Source organism: Pseudomonadota bacterium, from assembly GCA_018817425.1.
Classification (GTDB): Bacteria; Desulfobacterota; Desulfobacteria; order Desulfobacterales; family RPRI01; genus RPRI01.
The window spans coordinates 1-20,855 of record JAHITX010000142.1; the positions used below are offsets into that span (position 1 = coordinate 1).

The 20,855-nt window shown below is 39.9% G+C and carries 18 protein-coding genes; 3 read left to right on the plus strand and 15 right to left on the minus strand.

Annotated features, from left to right (window positions below):
* Positions 1-587: 587 nt before the first annotated feature.
* The 11 genes from KKC46_22890 to KKC46_22940 all read right to left on the minus strand — a co-directional run bounded on the left by KKC46_22890 (position 588) and on the right by KKC46_22940 (position 13,381).
* On the minus strand, positions 588-1,346 hold the full coding sequence (locus tag KKC46_22890; protein ID MBU1056651.1) for an SDR family oxidoreductase: 759 nt from the start codon (positions 1,344-1,346) through the stop codon (positions 588-590).
* Between the two features lie 98 nt (positions 1,347-1,444).
* Positions 1,445-2,221: an enoyl-CoA hydratase/isomerase family protein gene (locus KKC46_22895; protein MBU1056652.1), complete on the minus strand. Its 777-nt coding sequence runs from the start codon at positions 2,219-2,221 to the stop codon at positions 1,445-1,447.
* A 162-nt stretch (positions 2,222-2,383) separates the two neighbouring features.
* Positions 2,384-3,262, minus strand: a complete 879-nt coding sequence (gene sucD, locus KKC46_22900) for a succinate--CoA ligase subunit alpha (protein ID MBU1056653.1) — start codon at positions 3,260-3,262, stop codon at positions 2,384-2,386.
* Between the two features lie 100 nt (positions 3,263-3,362).
* A complete protein-coding gene (gene sucC / locus KKC46_22905) occupies positions 3,363-4,526 on the minus strand; it encodes an ADP-forming succinate--CoA ligase subunit beta (GenBank protein MBU1056654.1) in 1,164 nt (387 codons plus the stop codon).
* Positions 4,527-4,800: 274 nt separating this feature from the next.
* Positions 4,801-6,768, minus strand: coding sequence for a pyruvate carboxylase subunit B (locus KKC46_22910; GenBank protein ID MBU1056655.1), 1,968 nt, complete (start codon positions 6,766-6,768; stop codon positions 4,801-4,803).
* Positions 6,769-6,945: 177 nt separating this feature from the next.
* Complete coding sequence (locus KKC46_22915) at positions 6,946-7,158, minus strand: hypothetical protein (protein MBU1056656.1); 213 nt, start codon at positions 7,156-7,158, stop codon at positions 6,946-6,948.
* Positions 7,159-7,363: 205 nt separating this feature from the next.
* Entirely contained in the window at positions 7,364-8,917 is a 1,554-nt protein-coding gene (locus tag KKC46_22920) for a methylmalonyl-CoA carboxyltransferase (protein MBU1056657.1), read from the minus strand.
* Positions 8,918-8,945: 28 nt separating this feature from the next.
* Positions 8,946-9,950 (minus strand): methylmalonyl Co-A mutase-associated GTPase MeaB, encoded by a 1,005-nt coding sequence (gene meaB, locus KKC46_22925; protein ID MBU1056658.1) that lies wholly within the window; start codon positions 9,948-9,950, stop codon positions 8,946-8,948.
* 151 nt (positions 9,951-10,101) lie between these two features.
* On the minus strand, positions 10,102-12,222 hold the full coding sequence (gene scpA / locus KKC46_22930) for a methylmalonyl-CoA mutase (protein MBU1056659.1): 2,121 nt from the start codon (positions 12,220-12,222) through the stop codon (positions 10,102-10,104).
* 63 nt (positions 12,223-12,285) lie between these two features.
* Positions 12,286-12,690: a methylmalonyl-CoA epimerase gene (gene mce, locus KKC46_22935; GenBank protein MBU1056660.1), complete on the minus strand. Its 405-nt coding sequence runs from the start codon at positions 12,688-12,690 to the stop codon at positions 12,286-12,288.
* 76 nt (positions 12,691-12,766) lie between these two features.
* Entirely contained in the window at positions 12,767-13,381 is a 615-nt protein-coding gene (locus tag KKC46_22940) for a TetR/AcrR family transcriptional regulator (GenBank protein ID MBU1056661.1), read from the minus strand.
* 386 nt (positions 13,382-13,767) lie between these two features.
* Here KKC46_22940 and KKC46_22945 point away from each other — a divergent pair, with 386 nt between their 5' ends.
* From KKC46_22945 to KKC46_22955, 3 genes are read left to right on the plus strand one after another with little or no spacing between them, the layout of a single operon-like run.
* Positions 13,768-14,532: an enoyl-CoA hydratase/isomerase family protein gene (locus KKC46_22945; protein ID MBU1056662.1), complete on the plus strand. Its 765-nt coding sequence runs from the start codon at positions 13,768-13,770 to the stop codon at positions 14,530-14,532.
* A gap of 45 nt (positions 14,533-14,577) precedes the next feature.
* Entirely contained in the window at positions 14,578-16,746 is a 2,169-nt protein-coding gene (locus KKC46_22950) for an acetate--CoA ligase family protein (protein ID MBU1056663.1), read from the plus strand.
* Positions 16,747-16,794: 48 nt separating this feature from the next.
* Positions 16,795-17,373, plus strand: a complete 579-nt coding sequence (locus KKC46_22955) for a DUF2179 domain-containing protein (GenBank protein MBU1056664.1) — start codon at positions 16,795-16,797, stop codon at positions 17,371-17,373.
* A gap of 4 nt (positions 17,374-17,377) precedes the next feature.
* Here the strand turns inward: KKC46_22955 and KKC46_22960 are convergent, their stop codons facing one another.
* The 4 genes from KKC46_22960 to KKC46_22975 all read right to left on the minus strand — a co-directional run bounded on the left by KKC46_22960 (position 17,378) and on the right by KKC46_22975 (position 20,547).
* Positions 17,378-17,965: a VOC family protein gene (locus tag KKC46_22960; protein ID MBU1056665.1), complete on the minus strand. Its 588-nt coding sequence runs from the start codon at positions 17,963-17,965 to the stop codon at positions 17,378-17,380.
* 174 nt (positions 17,966-18,139) lie between these two features.
* On the minus strand, positions 18,140-18,769 hold the full coding sequence (locus tag KKC46_22965) for a hypothetical protein (GenBank protein ID MBU1056666.1): 630 nt from the start codon (positions 18,767-18,769) through the stop codon (positions 18,140-18,142).
* Positions 18,770-19,126: 357 nt separating this feature from the next.
* The gene (locus KKC46_22970) at positions 19,127-19,930 is read right to left on the minus strand and encodes a class I SAM-dependent methyltransferase (GenBank protein MBU1056667.1); all 804 of its coding nucleotides are present in this window, start codon (positions 19,928-19,930) and stop codon (positions 19,127-19,129) included.
* A gap of 230 nt (positions 19,931-20,160) precedes the next feature.
* Complete coding sequence (locus KKC46_22975) at positions 20,161-20,547, minus strand: endonuclease domain-containing protein (GenBank protein MBU1056668.1); 387 nt, start codon at positions 20,545-20,547, stop codon at positions 20,161-20,163.
* Between the last annotated feature and the right edge of the window lie 308 nt (positions 20,548-20,855).

Here is a 20,855-nt window from a genome sequence, read left to right on the forward strand (position 1 = left end):
ACATTAAGCCCTGCTTTCGCAAGATAAGACCCGGCCATTAATCCGTTATGGCCCCCTCCTGCTACTATTACATCATATTTTGACATAATTTCCTCTCCTTTCAGGTTGTTTTTTTGATTAACTAATTTTTTTTGCCACATTTAGCAAACGGCAAAATATATATATCAACAGTAAAAATATGGCCGTTATGACATTATAATGTCAGGCTAAAAACGTACATTTTTAAGAACATAAATATATTAAAAACTTATTCCAACCAATGTATCTATGCTTAAATCATGCCAATATTTAAATGATAATAATATCAGTGTGATAAATATACTTATGCCTGAAAATATACAATATAAATAGCATTTTTATGATATGCCGGAATCGGCTATATAGCATATGGTATAATGTACTAAATATCATAAATTAACCGGATTGGCTTTCCGGCACAGTAAGCAGAAACAACAGCAGGAGATCAAAAAAATGCAGTTAGAAATTTTGTAAAAAGCAAATGGGTTAATAAAAAGTTAAATGCGGGTTTTTTATCCGGCGGGAAAGGTTTTCTCTCTCCCGCCGTTTGAAGAAAACAGGTAAAACAGTTAAAATGTAAAAAGATGGATTCCACCCGTCAGATACATTTCAGTACCAGTAACATAGCTTGCTCTTTCTGAGCAAAGGTAAACTATTGAATCGGCGATTTCATCAGGGTTTGCGGGTCGCAGAAATACAGTTCGTTTTTCCAGTCTTTTTCTCATGTCCTCACGGATAGTTGGATAGATTTCTGTTGCGATAATACCAGCCACAATGCTGTTGGCGGTAATATTATTTCTTCCGCCTTCCAGAGCTACTGTCCTCATAAGACCGGTAACACCGCTTTTAGAAGCCGAATAACTTGCTTGGCCAAATCCGCCCAAAGCCCCGGCAACCGAAGACATAGTTACTATACGACCCCAGTTCTGGGCTTTCATGCCGGAAAAACAGGCCTTGGTCACATAATAAGTTCCTGTAAGGTTAACAGCTATATCTCTTAACCATAAGCTGTCTTTCATCTTATCAATCGGAGCCATATTATCTAAGACTGCGGCATTGTTAACTAGAATATCAACCGCTTTCCATTTGGATGTAATATCCTTAAGCATTTCTTCCAGTTTTTCCGGTTTGGTGATATCACATTCATAACCGATAGCTTCAGCACCTAAGGCTTTAATTTCTTCAACAACCTTATCGACACCTTCCTTTTTAACATCGGCGATAACTAATTTACATCCTTCCTGAGCCAATTTTAAAGAAACTATGCGGCCAAGACCTCCGCCTGATCCGGTAACTAATGCTACTTTATCTTTAATTCCTAAATCCATATTTCCTCCTGTATTTCATGCTTATTGAATTCTCAAAAATCAAATTTACACGATGATCCCATCACAATTATAGGACAAAGCAAATTTGATACAAAAAATTATTTCCCTTTAAAATTCGGTTTTCTTTTTTCAAGAAAAGCCGCAACACCCTCTGTTTTATCTTCGGTGGAAAAAAGCAGTGCAAATGATTGAGACTCCATTTTTAATGCCGATTCCAGATCCATGTTGATTCCGGCATTAACAACCGCCTTGGTAATCTTCAAAGCCATAGCAGGTTTGGAGGCCATTTTTTTTGCCATCTTATTAACTTCATCAGATAGGCTATCTACAGGAACTACTTTATTTACAAGATTTATACGAAGAGCTTCAGCAGCATTTATTATATCTCCCGTGTAAAGCAATTCCTTGGCTTTAGCTATACCTACAATTCTTGTTAATCTTTGCGTTCCGCCTGATCCGGGAATAATTCCCAGGTTGATTTCAGGTTGTCCCAGTAACGAAGTATCGGAGGCAATTCTTAAATCGCAAGCAAGCGCCAGTTCAAGCCCACCGCCCAAACAAAAACCACTAATAGCTGCTATAGATGGTTTTTCAAGCTTATCTAAATCTGAAATAGGACTTGTACGGCTGAAGTCATACGCTTGCATCGGTGAGTTAACACTTTGTACAAGGTTTATATCCGCACCGGCTGCAAAATATTCATTTCCTCCGGTTAAAACCACTACCTTTACTTCATCATCTGTAGAAATCGCTTTTACCAGGTCTGATAATTCCTCTATCATTTGACCATTAATAGCGTTTTTCTGTTTGGGACGGTTTAAGGTAATTGTTCCGATACCGTTTTCTTTATTGAAAGTTAAAGTCGAATAATCCATGATTCTATTCCCTTCTCAATTCATCGGTTAATAAATACGAAGTATTATCCAAAAGTCTCACTATTTTACAAGCTATTACTTCGGTCAAGACTTTCTTGTCAAGAATTTTATTCCCGGAAAAAGTTTGACTCCATAAGGTATAAATTATTGAGCAATAAATGTTCATACACCCTTGAATACCGAAACACACAAATCACCAAGAGTGCCGAGATTCTCACATATATGTATTCCGCTTTTCTTCATTGCTTCGATTTTTCCCTGGGCAGTTCCACTATTACCGCTTATAATTGCGCCCGCATGTCCCATCCGCCGCCCCGGCGGAGCCGTTAGCCCTGCTATAAAACCTATGACAGGTTTTGTTAGATTTTTTGAAATAAATTCCGAGGCTTCTTCCTCAGCGGTACCGCCAATTTCTCCAACCATAACAATTCCTTTGGTTTGGGGATCGTTTTGGAAAGCTTCAAGGCAATCTATAAAACTTGTTCCATTTACCGGATCACCTCCGATACCTATGCAGGTAGTCTGGCCTATCCCTTTTTGTGTCAGCTGATGAACAACTTCATATGTGAGAGTTCCTGACCTTGATACAACCCCTATAGGTCCACCCGGTTGATGGATATGTCCTGGCATAATTCCAACCTTACACTCTCCCGGTGTGATTATTCCGGGGCAATTCGGCCCTATTATGCGGCTTTTTTTGCCTGAAATATAATTTTTAACTTTCATCATATTCATAACCGGAATCCCTTCGGTAATCACCACAATCAAAGGAATGCCAGCATCTGTTGCTTCCATAATTGCATCTGATGTAAAAGGAGGAGGCACAAAAATCATGCTGCAGTTAGCTCCTGTTTTTTCCACTGCTTCATTTACTGTGTTAAAAACAGGCACTTCATCCATTTTCTGGCCCCCTTTTCCGGGGGTAACTCCTGCAACAACATTGGTTCCATAAGCAACACACTGACGCGTATGAAATTGCCCTTCTTTTCCTGTAACACCCTGAACAACAAGCCGTGTATTCTTATCAACAAAAATACTCACTTTATGTTACCTCGCTTATATGTAAAACTATATAAAATAGCATAACCACGCTAAAAATAAATAAAACCTTACCATTAACAATTCACAGTAAGCTTACAAATCATGAGTTTACAATACCGGCCACTTTATTGGCAGCATCCTGTAAATCAACAGCTGTAATAAGATTAAGTCCTGAATCCGAAAGAATTTTCCTTCCTATTTCCACATTTGTTCCTTCCATACGGATAACAACCGGTACGGATATCCCTGTCTTTTTTGCTGCCTGAACAACGCCTTCTGCAAGAACATCGCATCTTAAGATACCGCCGAAAATATTTATGAAAATTCCTTTTACATTCTTATCTCCGAGTATAATCTTAAAGCCGTTTTCAACCATTTCGGCACTAGCTCCGCCCCCAACATCAAGGAAATTGGCAGGCTCGGCTCCTGCAAGCTTTATGATATCCATAGTAGCCATCGCAAGCCCAGCACCATTTACCATATTTCCTACATTTCCATCCATTTTGATGTAGTTCAGATTATATTTGGATGCTTCTACCTCAAGGGGATCTTCTTCATCAATATCCCTGTATTCTATGATGTCTTTGTGACGGAAAAGAGCATTATCATCAAAAGTTATTTTTGCATCAAGAGCAATAACCTTATCTTCAGCAGTAATCACAAGAGGATTTATCTCAAGAAGAGAACAGTCATAGTCTGTAAAAAGTTTATAAAGGCTATTTAGCATTCCGGTGAATTCTTTTACCGCGCCTTCAGGTAAATTAAGTCCGTAAGCTGCGTTCCGGCAATGATATGGATAAATTCCGGCAACCGGATCAATAAAAATTTTAATGATTTTTTCCGGTGTCTTCTCGGAAACTTCTTCTATATCCATACCTCCGGCCTCGCTTGCCATAATAACAATTTTTGCAGTAGACCGATCGGGTATAATTGAAAGGTAAAGTTCTTTTTTGATATTAAGTCCCTGTTCGACCAGCACCTTTTTGACAAGTCTTCCTTCAGGACCTGTCTGATTGGTGACAAGGTTCATTCCTAAAATACTATCTGCTGTACTTCTTGTTTCATCAGTGGATTTGGCAAGCTTTACGCCTCCTCCTTTACCGCGTCCGCCGGCATGAATCTGTGCCTTTACAACAACCGGAAAACCACCAAGCGTATCTGAAACCTTAACCGCTTCTTCAGGACTGAATGCAACGCCTCCCACCGGAACAGGAATGCCATACTTTTTGAATAATTCCTTTGCCTGGTATTCATGAATTTTCATACTATGTTAGTTTCCTTTTAAACCATAGGAGATCTTTTAAGAACGTTCGATTTTGCTAAAACTCAAGAGCTATCCGAAATATAACAGCTATAATATATAACATATCAGATAGTTTGAAAAATATTGCCCAAGCCTTTAAGCGTATTTACCAAACGGACAAAAGGGAGCGTTTACTAAAGGTCTCTATATATTTTATATGTGCTGGTTAATTTTTAATTATGACTTTTCACGAAATTATCGTTTGAAGATAACATCGTGAAAAGCACATCATTTACTAACCTATTACACACAAAACAGCGTCTTTGGGAACGGAATCTCCGCTTTTAAAATTTATAGATTTTATTACTCCGTCTGCAGGTGCAGGAAGGGCGTTTTCCATTTTCATGGCTTCGAGTATTACGATCGTATCCCCTTTTTTAACCTCATCTCCAACCTCTTTTGAGTATGAGATTATCATCCCCGGCATCGGTGCATTAAGAGTAACCCCGTCTGCTGCAACTGGCTTAGGAGCTTTTTCTTTGGCAGGTGATCCGGCAGGCTTTGGCGGTGCTGCCTGTTGTGGCGCAGTAGGTGCAACCTGCTGAATATAATTGACAACCGGTGCTGCCCCGCCTATTTCTTCAACTCCAACTTCAAAATTTTCCCCGTCTATAACAACATTAAATCTACGCAATGTGTCCCCCTTTGTTGGAACGTTTTTCTTTTCAACAAGCTCTCCTGCCTTTGCCTTGGCTATGATTTCCTGCTCTAACTTTACCTGCTCAAGGGTTCTTGGTTTTACTTCTTCAGGAGGCTCTTCTTTGCCATATTTCCATCTTAAAAACTTTTTACCGGTAACCGGATAAAGCGCATAAATGAGTACATCATCAATATCAGTGGTAAGATCCTTGACAGCTTCTTTTGCTTTTTCAAGTTCAGGTTCAAGAACTTCAGCCGGTCTGCATGTAATCGGTTTTTCACCGCGAGGATATCCCTTAAGAGCCTTTTGCTGAAGCTCCTTATTTATCGGAATGGCGGTTTTACCATACAAACCGTAGCACAGATCTTTCACCTGACCGGTAATCATTTTATATCTTTCATTTTCATCATCAAACAATACATTATTAACCGTCTGAATACCTACTATCTGGCTGGTAGGTGTAACAAGCGGAATTTGTCCCAAATCTTTTCTTACTTTCGGCAATTCTTCATAGACTTTGTCAATCTTGTCAAGTGCATCCATTTCTTTTAGTTGATTCACCAGATTGGATAGCATTCCGCCCGGAGTTTGATGCAGAAGAACATTGATATCTATGATAGATACTTTTGAATCATCAAGCAGATGTTTGTACTTGGGAAGGATATCTCTTTCTAAGATTTCATTTATTGCTGCAAGATGTTTTATGTCAAAACCCGTATCCCTGCTTGTGCCGAGAAGTGTCATGACAAGCGGTTCTATTGCGGCATGAGATGTCCTGTATGCGTATGGAGTCATGCAGGTATCTATAATATCAACTCCAGCCTCAATAGCTTTTAAATGTGACATGGGAGACATGCCTGAAGTAAAATGGCTGTGAAGATGTACAGGAATTTTTATTGCTTCTTTTAAAGCTTTTACAAGGTCATATGCATCATAAGGAGCAATAATACCGGCCATATCTTTGATGCAAACACTGTCTGCACCCATTTTTTCAAGCTCTTTTGCCTTTTTGACATAATAAGCAAGATTGTATACATCACCACCCATCCTGGGTTCAGTCATGGTATAGCATAAACAGCCCTGAAAATGTTTTCCGCAACTCTTTATAACGGGAACAACCGTTTCAAAATTACGGAAATCATTTAACGCATCAAAAGTCCTGAATATGTCCATACCGTTTTCGGCCGTTCTTTCAACAAATGCCCGTGCAACATCATCCGCATAATTTCTGTATCCCACAAGATTCTGGGCGCGAAGGAGCATGGAAAAAGGGGTTTTTTTAATATACCTTTTGAGAGTCCTTATTCTTTCCCATGGGTCTTCATTCAAAAAACGATGCATGGTATCAAAAGTTGCTCCACCCCATACTTCCATAGCCCAAAACCCGACTTCATCCATCATCTCGGCAACCGGAATCATATCTTCAGTTCGCCCTCTGGTGGCAAACAAAGACTGATGCCCGTCACGAAGGCTTAAATCCAATACCGAGACCGGGTTTTTCGCTTTGGGCCTGTCTTTTCCGTATTTCATGGCCGCTTTTTTAACTTTATCATGATCGGTCATATAATAATTCTCCTAATTGAATATCATTACAAAACTTCCGGTTCGATCCTTTTTTATAACAAGGGTTCGAGGGTTCAAGGATTCCAGGATTCAAGTGTAAAGAACAAAGGGGTTTCCCCTTGATCACTTGACCCCTTGAATCCTTGAACCCTTAAGCTATCGGCTTTAGCCGGTAGCTTAGCCTTTGTATTTATTAAACGTCCTGAACTGCATAAGGCTTCGCATCTGCATAATATCCTGTCTGCCGCTTATCCCCCATACATTGGGCATGGCTTGCGTCCCGGTACCTGGCATTGCAGCCTGCTTTGCAGATAAAGCCTGTTCTTCGGTACTTATATAATGCATTATTGTTGCAGATATTACTGCAGCAGTTTTTTTGCTTACTTTCATAATATTATATTTCCTCAACCGTTAATAATGTGAAACTTATGGCATGATAAATAAGACTATTGAGCCAGTTTCAAAACGCCCCATTTTGGCCGATCTCTGCGTTGGGCTCAAATTTCAATCCTCGAAATACTCAATGTATTCCTGTGGTTAAAATTCTCACCCGCCTTGAGCTTGACCAAACTGAAACATTTTGAAATCGGCTCCATTACAAAGGAATATTCCCGTGTTTTTTTGATGGTCTTATCTCACGCTTGGTGCACATTATTTCAAGAGCATCTATGAGACGCTGTCTGGTTGTACTTGGCACGATAACGGCATCAATATAGCCTCTTCTTGCAGCACAATACGGGTTGGAAAACAGATCCTCATATTCTTTTATCTTTTCCTTGCGTTTTTCAACAGGATCTTTGGCCTCTTTGATTTCTTTCCGGTGAATTACATTCGCTGCACCGGCGGCCCCCATTACGGCAATTTCGGAACTAGGCCATGCAAATGCCATATCCGCACCAAGATCTTTAGAGCACATTGCAAGATAAGATCCGCCATAATCTTTTCTGGTTACAAGCAACATCTTGGGAACTGTAGCCTCGGAATAGCTCCAGAGAAGCTTTGCCCCGTGACGGATAATTCCGCTCCATTCCTGGTCGCTTCCCGGGAGATAACCGGGGACATCTGCAATGGTAAGAAGTGGAATATTAAAAGCATCGCAAAATCTTATAAATCTTGTGGCTTTATCGGAAGCATTTATATCAAGGCATCCGGCTTTTTCATTTGGCTGGTTTGCTATTATTCCGACACTTCTTCCATTAAGCCTTGCAAAACAGATTATAATATTACGGGCATAATATTGATGGGGTTCAAAAAATTCTCCGCTATCAACAATAGATTTTATTATATCCTTCATATCATAAGACTGATTTGTGCTGTCAGGAATTATTTCATCCAATTGAGGAGCTAAGCGAGCTGGATCATCGCCTGAAAGAACTATCGGAGGATCTTCCATATTATTTGCAGGCAGATATGAAAGGAGCTTTTTGATATTCATGATTGTATCAGTATCATTTTCACAGGCAAAATGGGCGACTCCGCTTTTTTCATTGTGAGTCATCGCTCCGCCAAGCTCTTCAAAGGTTATCTGCTCACCTGTAACCGATTTGATAACATCAGGCCCTGTAATAAACATATAGCTTGTATTTTTTACCATGAAAATAAAGTCTGTCATAGCCGGAGAATAAACCGCCCCACCTGCTGTTGGCCCCATTATAGCTGATATCTGGGGTATTACACCCGAAGCAAGTGAGTTGCGGTAAAAGATCTGGCCATAACCGGAAAGAGCATCAACTCCTTCCTGGATTCTTGCACCGCCCGAATCATTAAGTCCTATGCAGGGCACTCCGGCTTTCAATGCAAGATCCATTACTTTGCATATCTTTTTGGCATGCATTTCACCAAGACTTCCTGCTCTTGCGGTAAAATCCTGTGAAAATGCAAAAGCCGGCCTTTTATCAATCAAACCATGCCCTGTTATAACTCCATCAGCAGGAATTTCCACTTTTTCCATATCAAAATTTACACAGCGATGAGTGACAAACATATCAATTTCCCGGAATGTGCCGGGATCAAACAAAAGATTCAGCCTGTCTCTTGCTGTAAGACGTCCATCCTTACAATGTTTTGCAACTGCCTTTTCACCGCCCATCAGGAGGGTTTTGGCTTCACGATCTTTTAGATCCTTAATCTTATCTTTCACAATACCCATAACAAAGTTCCTTTCTTCATATTTTACATCAAGCCTGTTTCTTATAGGTAACACTTTTATTGTCAAGAAAAAAAAGAAGTTCACCTGATGCAATAGTCGGAGCTTTAGTTCCGCTTTCAACATCACGGATTATTTTCGGAAGACTCTTTTTTACATCAGGGTCGCCAAAAAATCTTTCCTTAAGCCCTTCTTTAACAAGTGCCCACATCCAGTTTACCATCTGTTTTTTTCTGTTTTTCTCAAGTTCTCCGCTTTTTGTCACTTTATTTCTGTGATCAATAACAATGTCCCAGATTTCATTTAGTCCCGTCTTTTCCATAGAACTGCAAATAACAACCGGCGGCGACCATGTTTGTGATGTTGGTGCAATAATGTGAAGAGCCGATTCATATTCCGACCGTGCTTTTTTAGCCTTTTGCACATTATCGCCATCTGCTTTGGTGATAGCTACGGCGTCTGCAATTTCCAGAACTCCTTTTTTTATACCCTGATACTCGTCTCCTGCACCGGCAAGCATAAGAACAAGGAAAAAATCAACCATAGAAGATACTTCGGTTTCAGACTGACCAACTCCTACAGTTTCAACAATTATTACGTCAAAACCGGCAGCTTCAAAAACAAGCATTGCTTCTCTTGTTTTTCTTGCCACACCTCCCAAAGTATCCCCCGAAGGAGACGGTCTTATAAAAGCATTTGGCTCTATGGAAAGCTTTTCCATGCGCAGCTTGTCAGCCATAATACTTCCACCGCTTCTTTTGCTGCTGGGATCAACTGCCAAAACCGCTAACTTGTGGCCTTTATTGACAAGCGTCATTCCGAAGCTTTCAATAAACATACTTTTTCCTACACCCGGAACGCCGGTAACACCCAAACGAACAGCTTTTCCCGTGTAAGGCAAAAGCCGGTCAACAATGGTTCCTGCAAGATCATAATGAGCCGGATGAGAACTCTCTATTAAAGTTATTGTTTTAGACAGGATACGTCTGTTGCCTTCAATAACTCCATTTACATAATATTGCGGATCATCCGGCATTTTATTTGTCAGCATATCACTATATAGGATTCAAGGATTCAAGGGTTCAAGCGAATAGATGTTTTTTCACATGGCCCCTTGCTTTTATAAATACCTGCTATCCCTCCCTTATCTATTAACAGCTCACAGCATTATGAGCTTACGAAATATTCTATTTCCGGCTTTCAAAAAGAGCATTTAAAACCTTGTTGGAAGACTCAGTGATCGGCGTGCCAGGGCCAAATATTCCAACAGCGCCTGCTTTGTACAGAAAATCGTAATCTGAAGGAGGAATTATGCCTCCCACAACAACAAGAATCTCTTTTGCGCCTTCGGCTTTAAGGGCTTCAATGAGTTGTGGTACAAGCACCTTGTGACCTGCTGCAAGGCTTGAAACTCCGACAACGTGAACATCATTTTCCACTGCCATACGGGCAGCTTCTTCCGGTGTCTGGAACATCGGACTTATATCAACATCAAAACCCAGATCGGCAAAAGCGGTGGCAACAACCTTAACGCCGCGGTCATGCCCATCCTGGCCCATTTTTGTCAGTAAGATTCTCGGCCTTCTTCCATCTATTTCAAGAAATTCATCCGTTCTTTTTTTGATGGAAGCGATTATCTCGCTGTCTCCATATTCAGAGGCAAAAACTCCCGAAATACACTGTGTAGTGGCAACAAATCTTCCGAATACTTTTTCCATGGCATCCGTAATCTCCCCTATTGTCGCTCTGGCGCGCACAGCCGGAAGGCATGCTTCAAGAAGATTGCCACCGGATTCAGCGCAGTTTGTTAATGCTTCAAGCGTTCTTTTAACCTCGGCGGAATCTCTTTTCGCCTTTATTTCCTTTAGTCTTGCAACCTGCTCATCACGCACAGTGGCCGACACCTCAAGAACTTCAAGCGGTATTTCTTCTCCTATTTTGTATTTATTTACACCGACAATAACATCTTTGCCCTGATCTATTCTTGCCTGTTTTCTCGCTGCTGCCTCTTCAATTCTCATTTTAGGCATGCCGGTAGTAATGGCTTTGGCCATTCCGCCAAGATCCTCGATTTCCTTTATTATCTTTTTTGATTCACTAATAATGGCATTGGTAAGTGATTCAACATAATAAGAACCACCGAGAGGATCTACAACATGGCATACCTGGGATTCTTCCTGGACGATGATCTGTGTGTTTCTTGCAACTCTTGCCGAAAAATCAGTCGGCAACCCAACAGCTTCATCAAAAGCATTGGTATGCAAAGACTGTGTTCCGCCAAGCACTGCCGAAAGGCATTCCAAGGTTGTCCTTATTATATTATTATAAGGATCCTGTTGGGTAAGGCTCCAGCCGGATGTTTGGCAATGGGTTCTTAACATCAAAGACTGTTTCTTTTTCGGATTGAACTGGCTCATTATATCGGCCCAAAGATAACGGGCTGCTCTTAGCATTGCTATATCCATGAAAAAATTCATTCCTATTCCGAAGAAAAAGGAAAGACGCGGAGCAAAAGCATCTATATCAAGTCCTGCCGCAAGTGCTGCTTTTGCGTATTCAAGACCATCGGCCAGAGTAAAAGCCGTCTGTAGAACCGAGCTTGCTCCGGCTTCCATCATATGGTAACCGCTTATGCTTACTGTATTGTATTTAGGCATATTTCTTGAGCAGAATCCGATAATATCTGATATGATTCTCATGGACGGTTCAGGCGGGTAGATATATGTGTTTCTTGTCAGGTATTCTTTTAAAATGTCATTTTGAATGGTACCGTTTAATTTTTCATGTGCAACACCTTGTTCTTCCGCCGCAACAATGTAACCTGCAAGAATGGGAAGAACAGCGCCGTTCATAGTCATAGATACGGACATCTCATCAAGCGGAATCTGGTCAAACAGGATTTTCATATCTTCTATTGAATCTACTGCAACTCCGGCCTTTCCAACATCACCCACTACTCTGGGATGGTCTGAATCATAACCCCTGTGAGTGGCAAGGTCGAAAGCAACGGAAAGCCCTTTTTGCCCTGCTGCAAGATTTCTTCTGTAAAATGCATTTGATTCTTTCGCAGTTGAAAAACCGGCATATTGCCGTATAGTCCATGGTCTTCCTGCATACATACTGGCCTTGACACCTCTTACATAAGGTTCAAATCCCGGAAGAGAATTAACAAACTCCAATCCTTCAAGATCTTCGGCCGTATAAAGCGGTTTTACCGTGATACCTTCCGGTGTTTCCCAGTTTAAAGATTCTGTGGGCTTTTTGATCTCTTTTGCACACAATTCGGCCCAATCATTAATATTCGGCATTTTTTTATACTCCTTCAAACAACAAATAAATTTAATTTATGATAAATATTTTACAAACCTTTATTATTTTCTTTCGCATAACTCAACCAAAACCCCGCATGTTGCCTTTGGATGTAAGAAAGCAATCCTGGCTCCACCTGCGCCTTTACGGGCTTTTTCATCGATGAGCCTGATGCCTTTTGTTTTTAATTCTTCCAAAGCGGCATCGATATCATCTACACGAAAAGCAATATGCTGAACGCCTTCTCCGCGTTTTTCAAGATATTTTGCAATTGGTCCATCCGCAGAAGTAGATTCCAAAAGTTCAACTTCGCTTTCTCCTACAGGCAAAAATGCCGTGGTAACTTTCTGCTCTTCAACAGTTTCATCGCCAGCATATGATAAACCCAAAACATCGGTCCAGAAATTTTTCTTTTCGTCAATTTTGCTTACAGCAACTCCAATATGGTCAATTTTTAAAATTTTCATAAATTACTCCTGCTATTAATATTCTTATATAGTATCCATCGTAATTGATACTTTCTCAAAAAAATATTTAAGTTTATTATGGATTTGAAATCCCCCGCCACACCATTTCAAAGAGTGAGTTGGCATTTGCTACCAAACTTTCTTTCTGGCCCCGGGAAACCCACATAAAAAACGATCGTTGTACAAAACCCAACATGAAATCCAGCAGAATTCCTGCACGCACATCAGGATTTAAAACGCCTTCTTTCTGGCCCTCACGTAAAACCTCAAGGAAAAGGTTTATCATTTTCTTTTGTTGAAAAGTTTTATCAGACATCCATGTTTTCATGGGAAGCGTCATAAATAATATTTTCCCAAGCTCAGGATTCTTTTCATAATAGTCCATTTGAACCCAAAAAACTTTCCGCAGCTTCTCTTTTAAATCCTCTATGCCTTGAAGGTGGTCAATAATCCTGTCTGTAAGTCTTCCAAGCCAGATATCCGCAACTGCAAAAACAAGCCCTTCTTTGCTTCCGTAATGACCATAAATAACATTTAAGCTGACCCCGGCTTTTTTGGCTACAGTGCGTATATTTGCTTTATGGAAATCCGATTCGGAAAAAATTTCCAGAGCAGCCTCTTCAAGCCGTTTTTGAGTTTCCGGTTTAAAAACTTTGTTACTATTCTGATTATTCCTGTTTTCGTCTTTCAAAATATACCCATTATAACATAATGATTTTAAAGCAAAATAGCTTGTGGCATAAATATTTTATATAATTTATCTGCCATTTAGAAATGATGTTCTCATAAAAAATAATTAACAACATATTGATATTAATATTAAATAAATACGAACTTAAATCGGGGTATAGAAAATTCAAAACAACGTTTATTTTTGTGTATATGAATGAATATGTTCTGTCAACTACAAAAAATATTGTTGAAAGTTACAAGCTAAGAGTTTTGAATAATACATATTTACCACATTAAGATATGGCTTTAAAATAAAAGATGTATAAAGATACCAACTTGTATTGACAGATAATGCCTTTTTTTGCATACTTTCAGTGGATAACAAATTAATAACAGGAGGTTTTTGTGGAATATGACTGCATAATATATGATAAGTCGGCTATGATAGCTACAATAAAGCTGAATCGTCCCAAAGTCCTTAATGCCATGAATAAACAATTATGGATTGATTTACAGGCTGCGCTTGATGATGCAGGCAATGATCCGAATATTAAGGCTCTTATAATAACAGGGGAGGGGCGTGCCTTTTCAACAGGTGCGGATCTTAAGGAATCTAAAACAAGAAGTGCTGAAGCTTATCGTGATTACCTTAAAGAGCTGCAGGAAGCATCCCGAAAAATCATCCGTTTTGAAAAACCTACTATTGCCGCAATTAACGGATTTGCTCTCGGATCAGGTTATGAACTTGCTCTTGCATGTGATATTCGAATTGCAGCAGAAGACGCACAAATCGGATCTCCTGAAGCGAAAGTTAATTCTTCCGTTACAGGCGGAGCCATGCGTCTGATCCAGAAACTTATCGGACCCGGTAAAGCAAAAGAGCTTCTCTTTACGGCAAAAAATATCGATGGCAAAGAAGCTGAAAGGATAGGGCTTGTTAACCTTTCCGTTTCGGCTGAAATACTTATGGAAACTGCGATAAATATGGCAAAGGAAATTACGCAGAATTCATCATTTTCTTTAAAGATGATAAAAAAGGGCTTAAATATGGCAGATGAGGTAAGTATGGAGGCGCTTATGGAATATGAAATCGAAGCCTGCCTTGCCTGCGTTTCTACTAAAGAAAGAGAAGCATCGTTAAAGGATTTTGAGGAGAGGAAAAAAACTTAGTTTTTATAATCTTCACTCTGTAAAACAAAAACCGAAAGGGGAAAGATGCCGTTAGATAAAATTTTGGATGCTGAATCCGTTGCCATCGTAGGAGCTTCAAAAACCGATACGAAACGTGGTTTCCAGGCAATTCGTACACTGCTTGATGAAAAATTTGAGGGAAAGATTTTTCCGGTTAACCCGAAAGAAAACAAGATACTTGGGATTCCATGTTATAATAAGGTTTCAGATATACAGGAGCCCGTTGATATTGTACTTATAACTACTCCGGCCAGTACTATCCAGGCGGTGTTGAAAGATTGCGGCAAAAAAGGTGTTGCAGGCGCAGTTATTATCGCAGGGGGCTTCAGAGAGCTTGGAGAAAAAGGCAGAAAAGTCGAAGAAGAACTGATTGAAACTGCAAGAGAGCATAAGATCAGAATAATCGGGCCTAATACTTCCGGCATGATGAATGTTAAAAATAATCTTAATCTTGTCGGCTTACATGATGTTCCAAAGGGAGATATTGCCCTTATCTCGCAAAGCGGAAATATGGCCTTAAGCCTCATAACGGAAGCAAGATTAAAAAGCAGAAAAGGCTTTTCATATTATGTCGGGGTTGGAAATGAGCTTGATATAAGGTTTCATGAATATCTTGAATTTTTCAAAAATGACCCTGATACAAAGGCAATACTTATGTATGTTGAAGGAATGCGCGATGGCCGGCGTTTTCTTCAGGAAGCATACAAAACCTCATTGCATAAACCAATTATACTTCTTAAAAGCGGTCGGTCCGCAACAGGCCAACTTTCAGCCGGATCACATACCGGAGCATTGGCAGGAATGTCAGAGGTATCAAAATCGGCCTTTAAAAGAGCCGGTATTATTGTGATTGAAAAGTCAGATGCTCTTTTTCCTGTAGCAGAATCCCTTTCAAATCTTCCCCTTATTAAGAATAACCGGATTGCAATATTGGCGGATGGCGGCGGCCATGCCACCATTGCTGCTGATGTATTATCCGATTTGGGAGTGTTAATTCCGGAACTTAGTGAACAGACTCAGCAAAAATTAAACAAAATTCTTCCTTTTACAGCTTCAGTCAGAAATCCGGTTGATGTTGCAGGCGGTACCGATTCAGACCCCACACTTTTTGCCGAATGTGCCCGGATCATTTTGAAAGATCACAATGTGGGAGGTTTGTTAATGGTCGGGCTTTTCGGAGGCTATGGCATTCGTTTTGCGGAAAGTCTTTCATTGCAGGAAGAAGATGCCGCACACCAATTAGGCAAACTTGTTACAAAGCAACACAAACCCATTGTAGTGCACAGCCTTTACAGTTCTGTAAAACCACGAGCTCTTGATCTTTTGCGATATTATAAAGTTCCGGTATATGATTCTTTGGATGTTTCCTGCAGATGCATTGCCGCTTTATCAGAGCGAGGCCAGTATATAGATGAATATCATGCCAAGATAAACTTTATCTTTAACTGGAGGCAAAAAGCAAAACCGGAAGGCACCAATATTATTAATACAGCGATTAAAGAGAATCGCCGGTATCTACTTGAGCCTGAAGCTAAACAGCTTTTAAGGATTCACGGGGCTCCCGTAAGCAATGATTCTCTGGCCAAAACAGCAGAGGAAGCAGTCAAATTTGCAGAAAAATATAATGATAAAGTTGCCCTTAAAATAGTATCTCCTGACATACTCCACAAAAGTGATGCAGGGGGTGTATATCTTAATCTTAAAACCGGCAGTGAAATCAAAAAAGCTTTTAAAGATATAATGAATAACGCATTAAAATACAAACCGGATGCAGATATACGTGGAGTTCTTGTTTCACCAATGGCAAAAAAAGGTCTTGAAACAATAATAGGAACAAAGATTGACGACCAGTTCGGGCCGGTAATCATGTTCGGACTTGGTGGTATTATGGTGGAAGTTTTAAAAGATGTATCTTTCAGGGTTTTGCCGATTTCTCCCCGTTCGGCAAGACATATGATGGATGAAATTAAGGGGTCGGTTTTACTAAACGGCATAAGAGGAGAAAAACCTTATGATAAGGCGGCGGTCAGAAAATTATTGCTGCTTTGCTCCGAACTGGTTGAATCCTACCCTGAGATTATGGAAATGGATTTAAATCCTGTGATTGTTTATGAAACCGGTATCCAGATTGTTGATGCGCGTATTATTTTAAACGATAAATGCTCGTTGGATATAAACACTGTAAAGGAATAAGATTTTTTGAGTTTTTACGAACGTACCAAAATTGGATTTTTATAAATAATGATAGATTTTAATAACGCAGAATTTTATAGTTGGGTAGTACTGCCGGCTCTTGTTTTTTTTGCAAGACTTATTGATGTTTCCATCGGTACTATAAGAATTATATATGTTTCAAAAGGCATTAAATTTCTTGCCGCGTTATGCGGCTTTTTTGAAGTTCTTGTGTGGCTGGTTGCTATAACACAAATCATGCAGAATTTATCCAATTGGTTGATTTATATCACCTATGCCGCAGGCTTTGCTTCAGGTAATATTGTCGGAATTTTCCTTGAGGAAAAACTTGCTGTAGGTTATGTGGCCTTGAGAATAATTGCACAAAAAGACGCACAGGAACTGGTTGATCATATAAGAGAAAAAAATTACGGGGTAACGGTTTTCGGAGCAAGCGGGCTTAACGGAAAGGTTCGGCTGGTATTTACAATAGCCAAGAGAAAAGATATTCCTGAGCTTGTAGAAATAATAAAAAAATATAACCCCAGAGCATTTTACTCAATAGAAGATGTTAAAATGATAAGTAACGGTACTACAGGTTTGGCGCCAAAAAACATTTTTGGAGCAGGATATTTTTTGAGAAAATAGGGTTTCATCGTTTTTTTTCAATCTGTTCAGGTACTATCCGTTCACCGGGATATACCCTGCGCTCATTTTTGGGTGTGGGGTGCTTAACTGAAGGCCAGTGGCCGGGTTGTGGTTCTACTCCTTCCACCGCCACAGCTCCAGGTGCAGCGTCTTTTTCCACCGGATACTTGTGGATATCCACTTCTTTTACCGGTGTGCTAAACTCAATGGCAATATTATTGGGATCAAAAGTATAAATCGAATGTATAAATCCGTGATCCACTACTTCGGATACCCACACGTCTGCTGCATCGAGACGATCCTTGAGCTGCCACAGCTCATCATCATCAGCAACTTCCATAGATACATGGTCGAAGGCGAAAGAGCCTTTAACCGGAGCTCCATGATCTTTTTCGGGAATAGGTTTAACATCAGGCCACTCAAAAAAAGCAATCATATCATGAGCGGTAATTTCAAAGAAATACTGACGATACCCAGGTCTGCCGTACTTTGCCACCATACGCATGCCCAGCAAGTCCCGCCAGAAACGTATGGTTTTATCAAGATCACTGGTTGCCATTGCCAGGTGATTTATACCGGTATATTTTGTCATAGGAAAGTATCAAATTATCTTTTATTTTGGACTCGTAGAAACCAAATACAGACGGCAAAGTAAAAAGCTCATTATGCAAGGCGCGCAAGTCTTGAGGAATGAAGCGTACTTAATGGTACGCTGCAATGACGAAAGATGAAGCGCAACACAGCAGAATGACTTTTTACGAAGCCGTCAATCTTTAAATACCAGCTTTCCGCCCAGATAACCGGCAATCCCGGCAGCTCCCAGCACGATAAAACCAAGGCCGACAAAAAGCCAGCGCTGTTCTGATTGAGCGGAGATTATATTTGGATTAATGGCGCGCCAGATTACCATAATAGCGGCCAATACGGTTACAACCACCCCACATATGATTTTGGTTCTGAATAAAGCGGTCATTTTCCCACCGTATTTTATATGCCACTCATTATATCCTGAAAAAAGGACCAGGGGCATTGTCAGAAGAACAAAAACCATATTGTAAAATGCAGCTTGTCCCAAAGTGTAAAAATCAAAAACAGCGGCAATAAAAATGAACAACACCGCAGCCGGCAAGACGCCATTCGGGATATGAACGGAAATCGGATGGGCATGATGTTTTACCATCAGGTTTCTTATCTTGCTATATGGACTTTTTTGAGCCGCTGCGGATGTATTCTGCTCTTTTGTGCTGCCTGGTTTGGAAGCTGTTTTACCTGCTTTTTCTTCTTTGCCGGTAATCTCAATGAACTTGCTGCGATCCGCTCCGCAAACCGGGCATTTTTCAGGCGGCTCATCGCCGGTATGAATATATCCGCAAACTGTACATTCCCATTTACGCATTGCCATTCTCCTTAATATAAATAATCGGTTATTTTTTTACCGGAAGTATGCCGGTTTAGGTCAGGCAGTCATGTATTAATAAATAGTGTAAGCAATAAATTATATTGTACAAGCTTTTTTTATCATATTTACCAAATGAGATACAGTGAATTTTAATAACCGATTATTTCCCACCTTCATTGAAAATCATAGTTTGGACGGCTTCGTCAAAGCTTCTTATGCAAGGCGCGCGAGTTTTGAGGAATGAAAGAGTTCGGTGGGGGTGTAAAATCCCGCCCTATCGTAGGGCGGTATTTTATATACCGCCAATGATGCTGCAATGACGAAAGATGAAATGCAACACAGCATAGGGAGCTTTTACGAAGCCGTCAGGGTGCTTTCTGCCATACGCCAGATAATATTGGATTTGCCTGATATATCTTTAAGTGTTTCAAAAAGCCCGGATACAAGTTTGCGGCGTTCATCATATTCTTTTCCCGGAAAAAGTGATGCCGATTGAGCGGGAATTGAAAAGAAATCTTTTAAAAATTCTATATTAAAATCTCTGACCCATTTATGATGGGTAACCGGTCCGCAATAGTTTTTAAGAGCAAGGCATATCTTATCAAAATCAGTAATAACCCTGAAGCGCGGCGGAGTTTCTCCAAGACGCTTAAATGCTACCGGTATCAAGTCTTCTCCATTTTCATCAACAATCTGCGGGTAAAAAGAAAAAGCAATCTTTCCGTTGGGCAGTAAACATCTACACGCTTCTTTTATAGCTTGCTTAATATCCGGAAACATAAAAATAGAAGCATTGTAAAAGACATAATCAAATAAACGGTTTCTCACAATTTCAGACAGTCTTTCACCATCGCCTACTACCAGCTCAATTTCCCCGGAATTGCACAATATCTTTCCGACTTCTACCATTTTTGCGGATATATCCACACCCAATACTTTACAAGAATATTGCTTATTCAACGCTATAGCAGAAACACCGGTTCCACAACCAACATCAAGTACAGTAGTATTCGGCTTTATATTTATTGATTCAGCCAGCTTTAAAGCAAGAGATTCAAAGAAAAGATGCTTATCTTCAAAATCCTGGTAAAGCTTGCAACTGTCATCAAAGTTTTTTGTAATATTAAGTTTTACTTTTTTGTTAAAGCCAGGTTTCATTGTAGTGCCTATTTCTGCTATAGACCGGGTAGTAAATACTTCATTTATTATTTGTCATATCGACCGTAGGGAGATATCTTCCACCGGCTCTCAATCCATTAAGATTTCTCACTTTGTTCGAAATGACAATACGTAATCAACTTTGAGTTTAATATTCTCTACCCCACTAAAGTAAATGTAAATCCCCATAAATTTCCTACTAATAAAGGGAGCACCGCTTTAATTCCCCCTTAACAAAGGGGGCCAGGGGGTTGTCCCTTCTTCATACTCGTTTCAATCCACCCTTCGATTGCCATTAAAACACTTTCTATATCTTTTTTTACATCATTATCATTGAACCTTAAAACAGTTAAACCCTCAGCCTCCAATGCCTGTTGCGGCTTCTTATCGTACAGAAATTTTCTATCATGACTTTCTCCATCAATTCCAATTACCAGTTCCAGTTTACTGCAATAAAAATCAACGATGTAATCCCCGATAGGCTTTTGCCTCGTAAATAGATAACCTTGCATCTTTCTGCTTTTCAATTTTGCCCATAGTAGAACTTCCGATAAAACGCCTTGTTTTCTTAGTTCTCGTGACAGAGCTTTTAATTTCGGGTTATATGTAATTTTCATTACAACCCCCTTTATCCCCCTTTGTTAAGGGGGAATTGGTGAGGTATTCTTTCCAAATACAGTTATACTGATTTTCTGTCTTGTATGCTATGATAAATTTCCAAGTCAAGGTAACCGAATTTAGATTTTTCACTAAGCCCAATAAATTTCCCCTTAATAAAAGAAGACATCATTTTAATTCCCCCTTAGTAAAGGGGGCCAGGGGGTTGTTCCTTCTCCACACTCCTTTTAATCCATCCTTCGATTGCCATTAAAACACTTTCTATATCTTTTTTTACATCATTATCATTGAACCTTAAAACAGTTAA

Coding starts and splice junctions, on each gene's coding strand:
- KKC46_22970 (MBU1056667.1), bottom strand. CDS start 19,930: ATGAAACCTGGCTTTAACAAAAAAGTAAAACTTAATATTACAAAAAAC.
- meaB (MBU1056658.1), bottom strand. CDS start 9,950: ATGCCGGATGATCCGCAATATTATGTAAATGGAGTTATTGAAGGCAAC.
- KKC46_22920 (MBU1056657.1), bottom strand. CDS start 8,917: ATGGGTATTGTGAAAGATAAGATTAAGGATCTAAAAGATCGTGAAGCC.
- KKC46_22910 (MBU1056655.1), bottom strand. CDS start 6,768: ATGACCGATCATGATAAAGTTAAAAAAGCGGCCATGAAATACGGAAAA.
- mce (MBU1056660.1), bottom strand. CDS start 12,690: ATGAAAATTTTAAAAATTGACCATATTGGAGTTGCTGTAAGCAAAATT.
- KKC46_22895 (MBU1056652.1), bottom strand. CDS start 2,221: ATGGATTATTCGACTTTAACTTTCAATAAAGAAAACGGTATCGGAACA.
- sucC (MBU1056654.1), bottom strand. CDS start 4,526: ATGAAAATTCATGAATACCAGGCAAAGGAATTATTCAAAAAGTATGGC.
- KKC46_22950 (MBU1056663.1), top strand. CDS start 14,578: ATGCCGTTAGATAAAATTTTGGATGCTGAATCCGTTGCCATCGTAGGA.
- KKC46_22960 (MBU1056665.1), bottom strand. CDS start 17,965: ATGACAAAATATACCGGTATAAATCACCTGGCAATGGCAACCAGTGAT.
- KKC46_22975 (MBU1056668.1), bottom strand. CDS start 20,547: ATGAAAATTACATATAACCCGAAATTAAAAGCTCTGTCACGAGAACTA.
- KKC46_22915 (MBU1056656.1), bottom strand. CDS start 7,158: ATGAAAGTAAGCAAAAAAACTGCTGCAGTAATATCTGCAACAATAATG.
- scpA (MBU1056659.1), bottom strand. CDS start 12,222: ATGCCGAATATTAATGATTGGGCCGAATTGTGTGCAAAAGAGATCAAA.
- KKC46_22890 (MBU1056651.1), bottom strand. CDS start 1,346: ATGGATTTAGGAATTAAAGATAAAGTAGCATTAGTTACCGGATCAGGC.
- KKC46_22965 (MBU1056666.1), bottom strand. CDS start 18,769: ATGCGTAAATGGGAATGTACAGTTTGCGGATATATTCATACCGGCGAT.
- KKC46_22955 (MBU1056664.1), top strand. CDS start 16,795: ATGATAGATTTTAATAACGCAGAATTTTATAGTTGGGTAGTACTGCCG.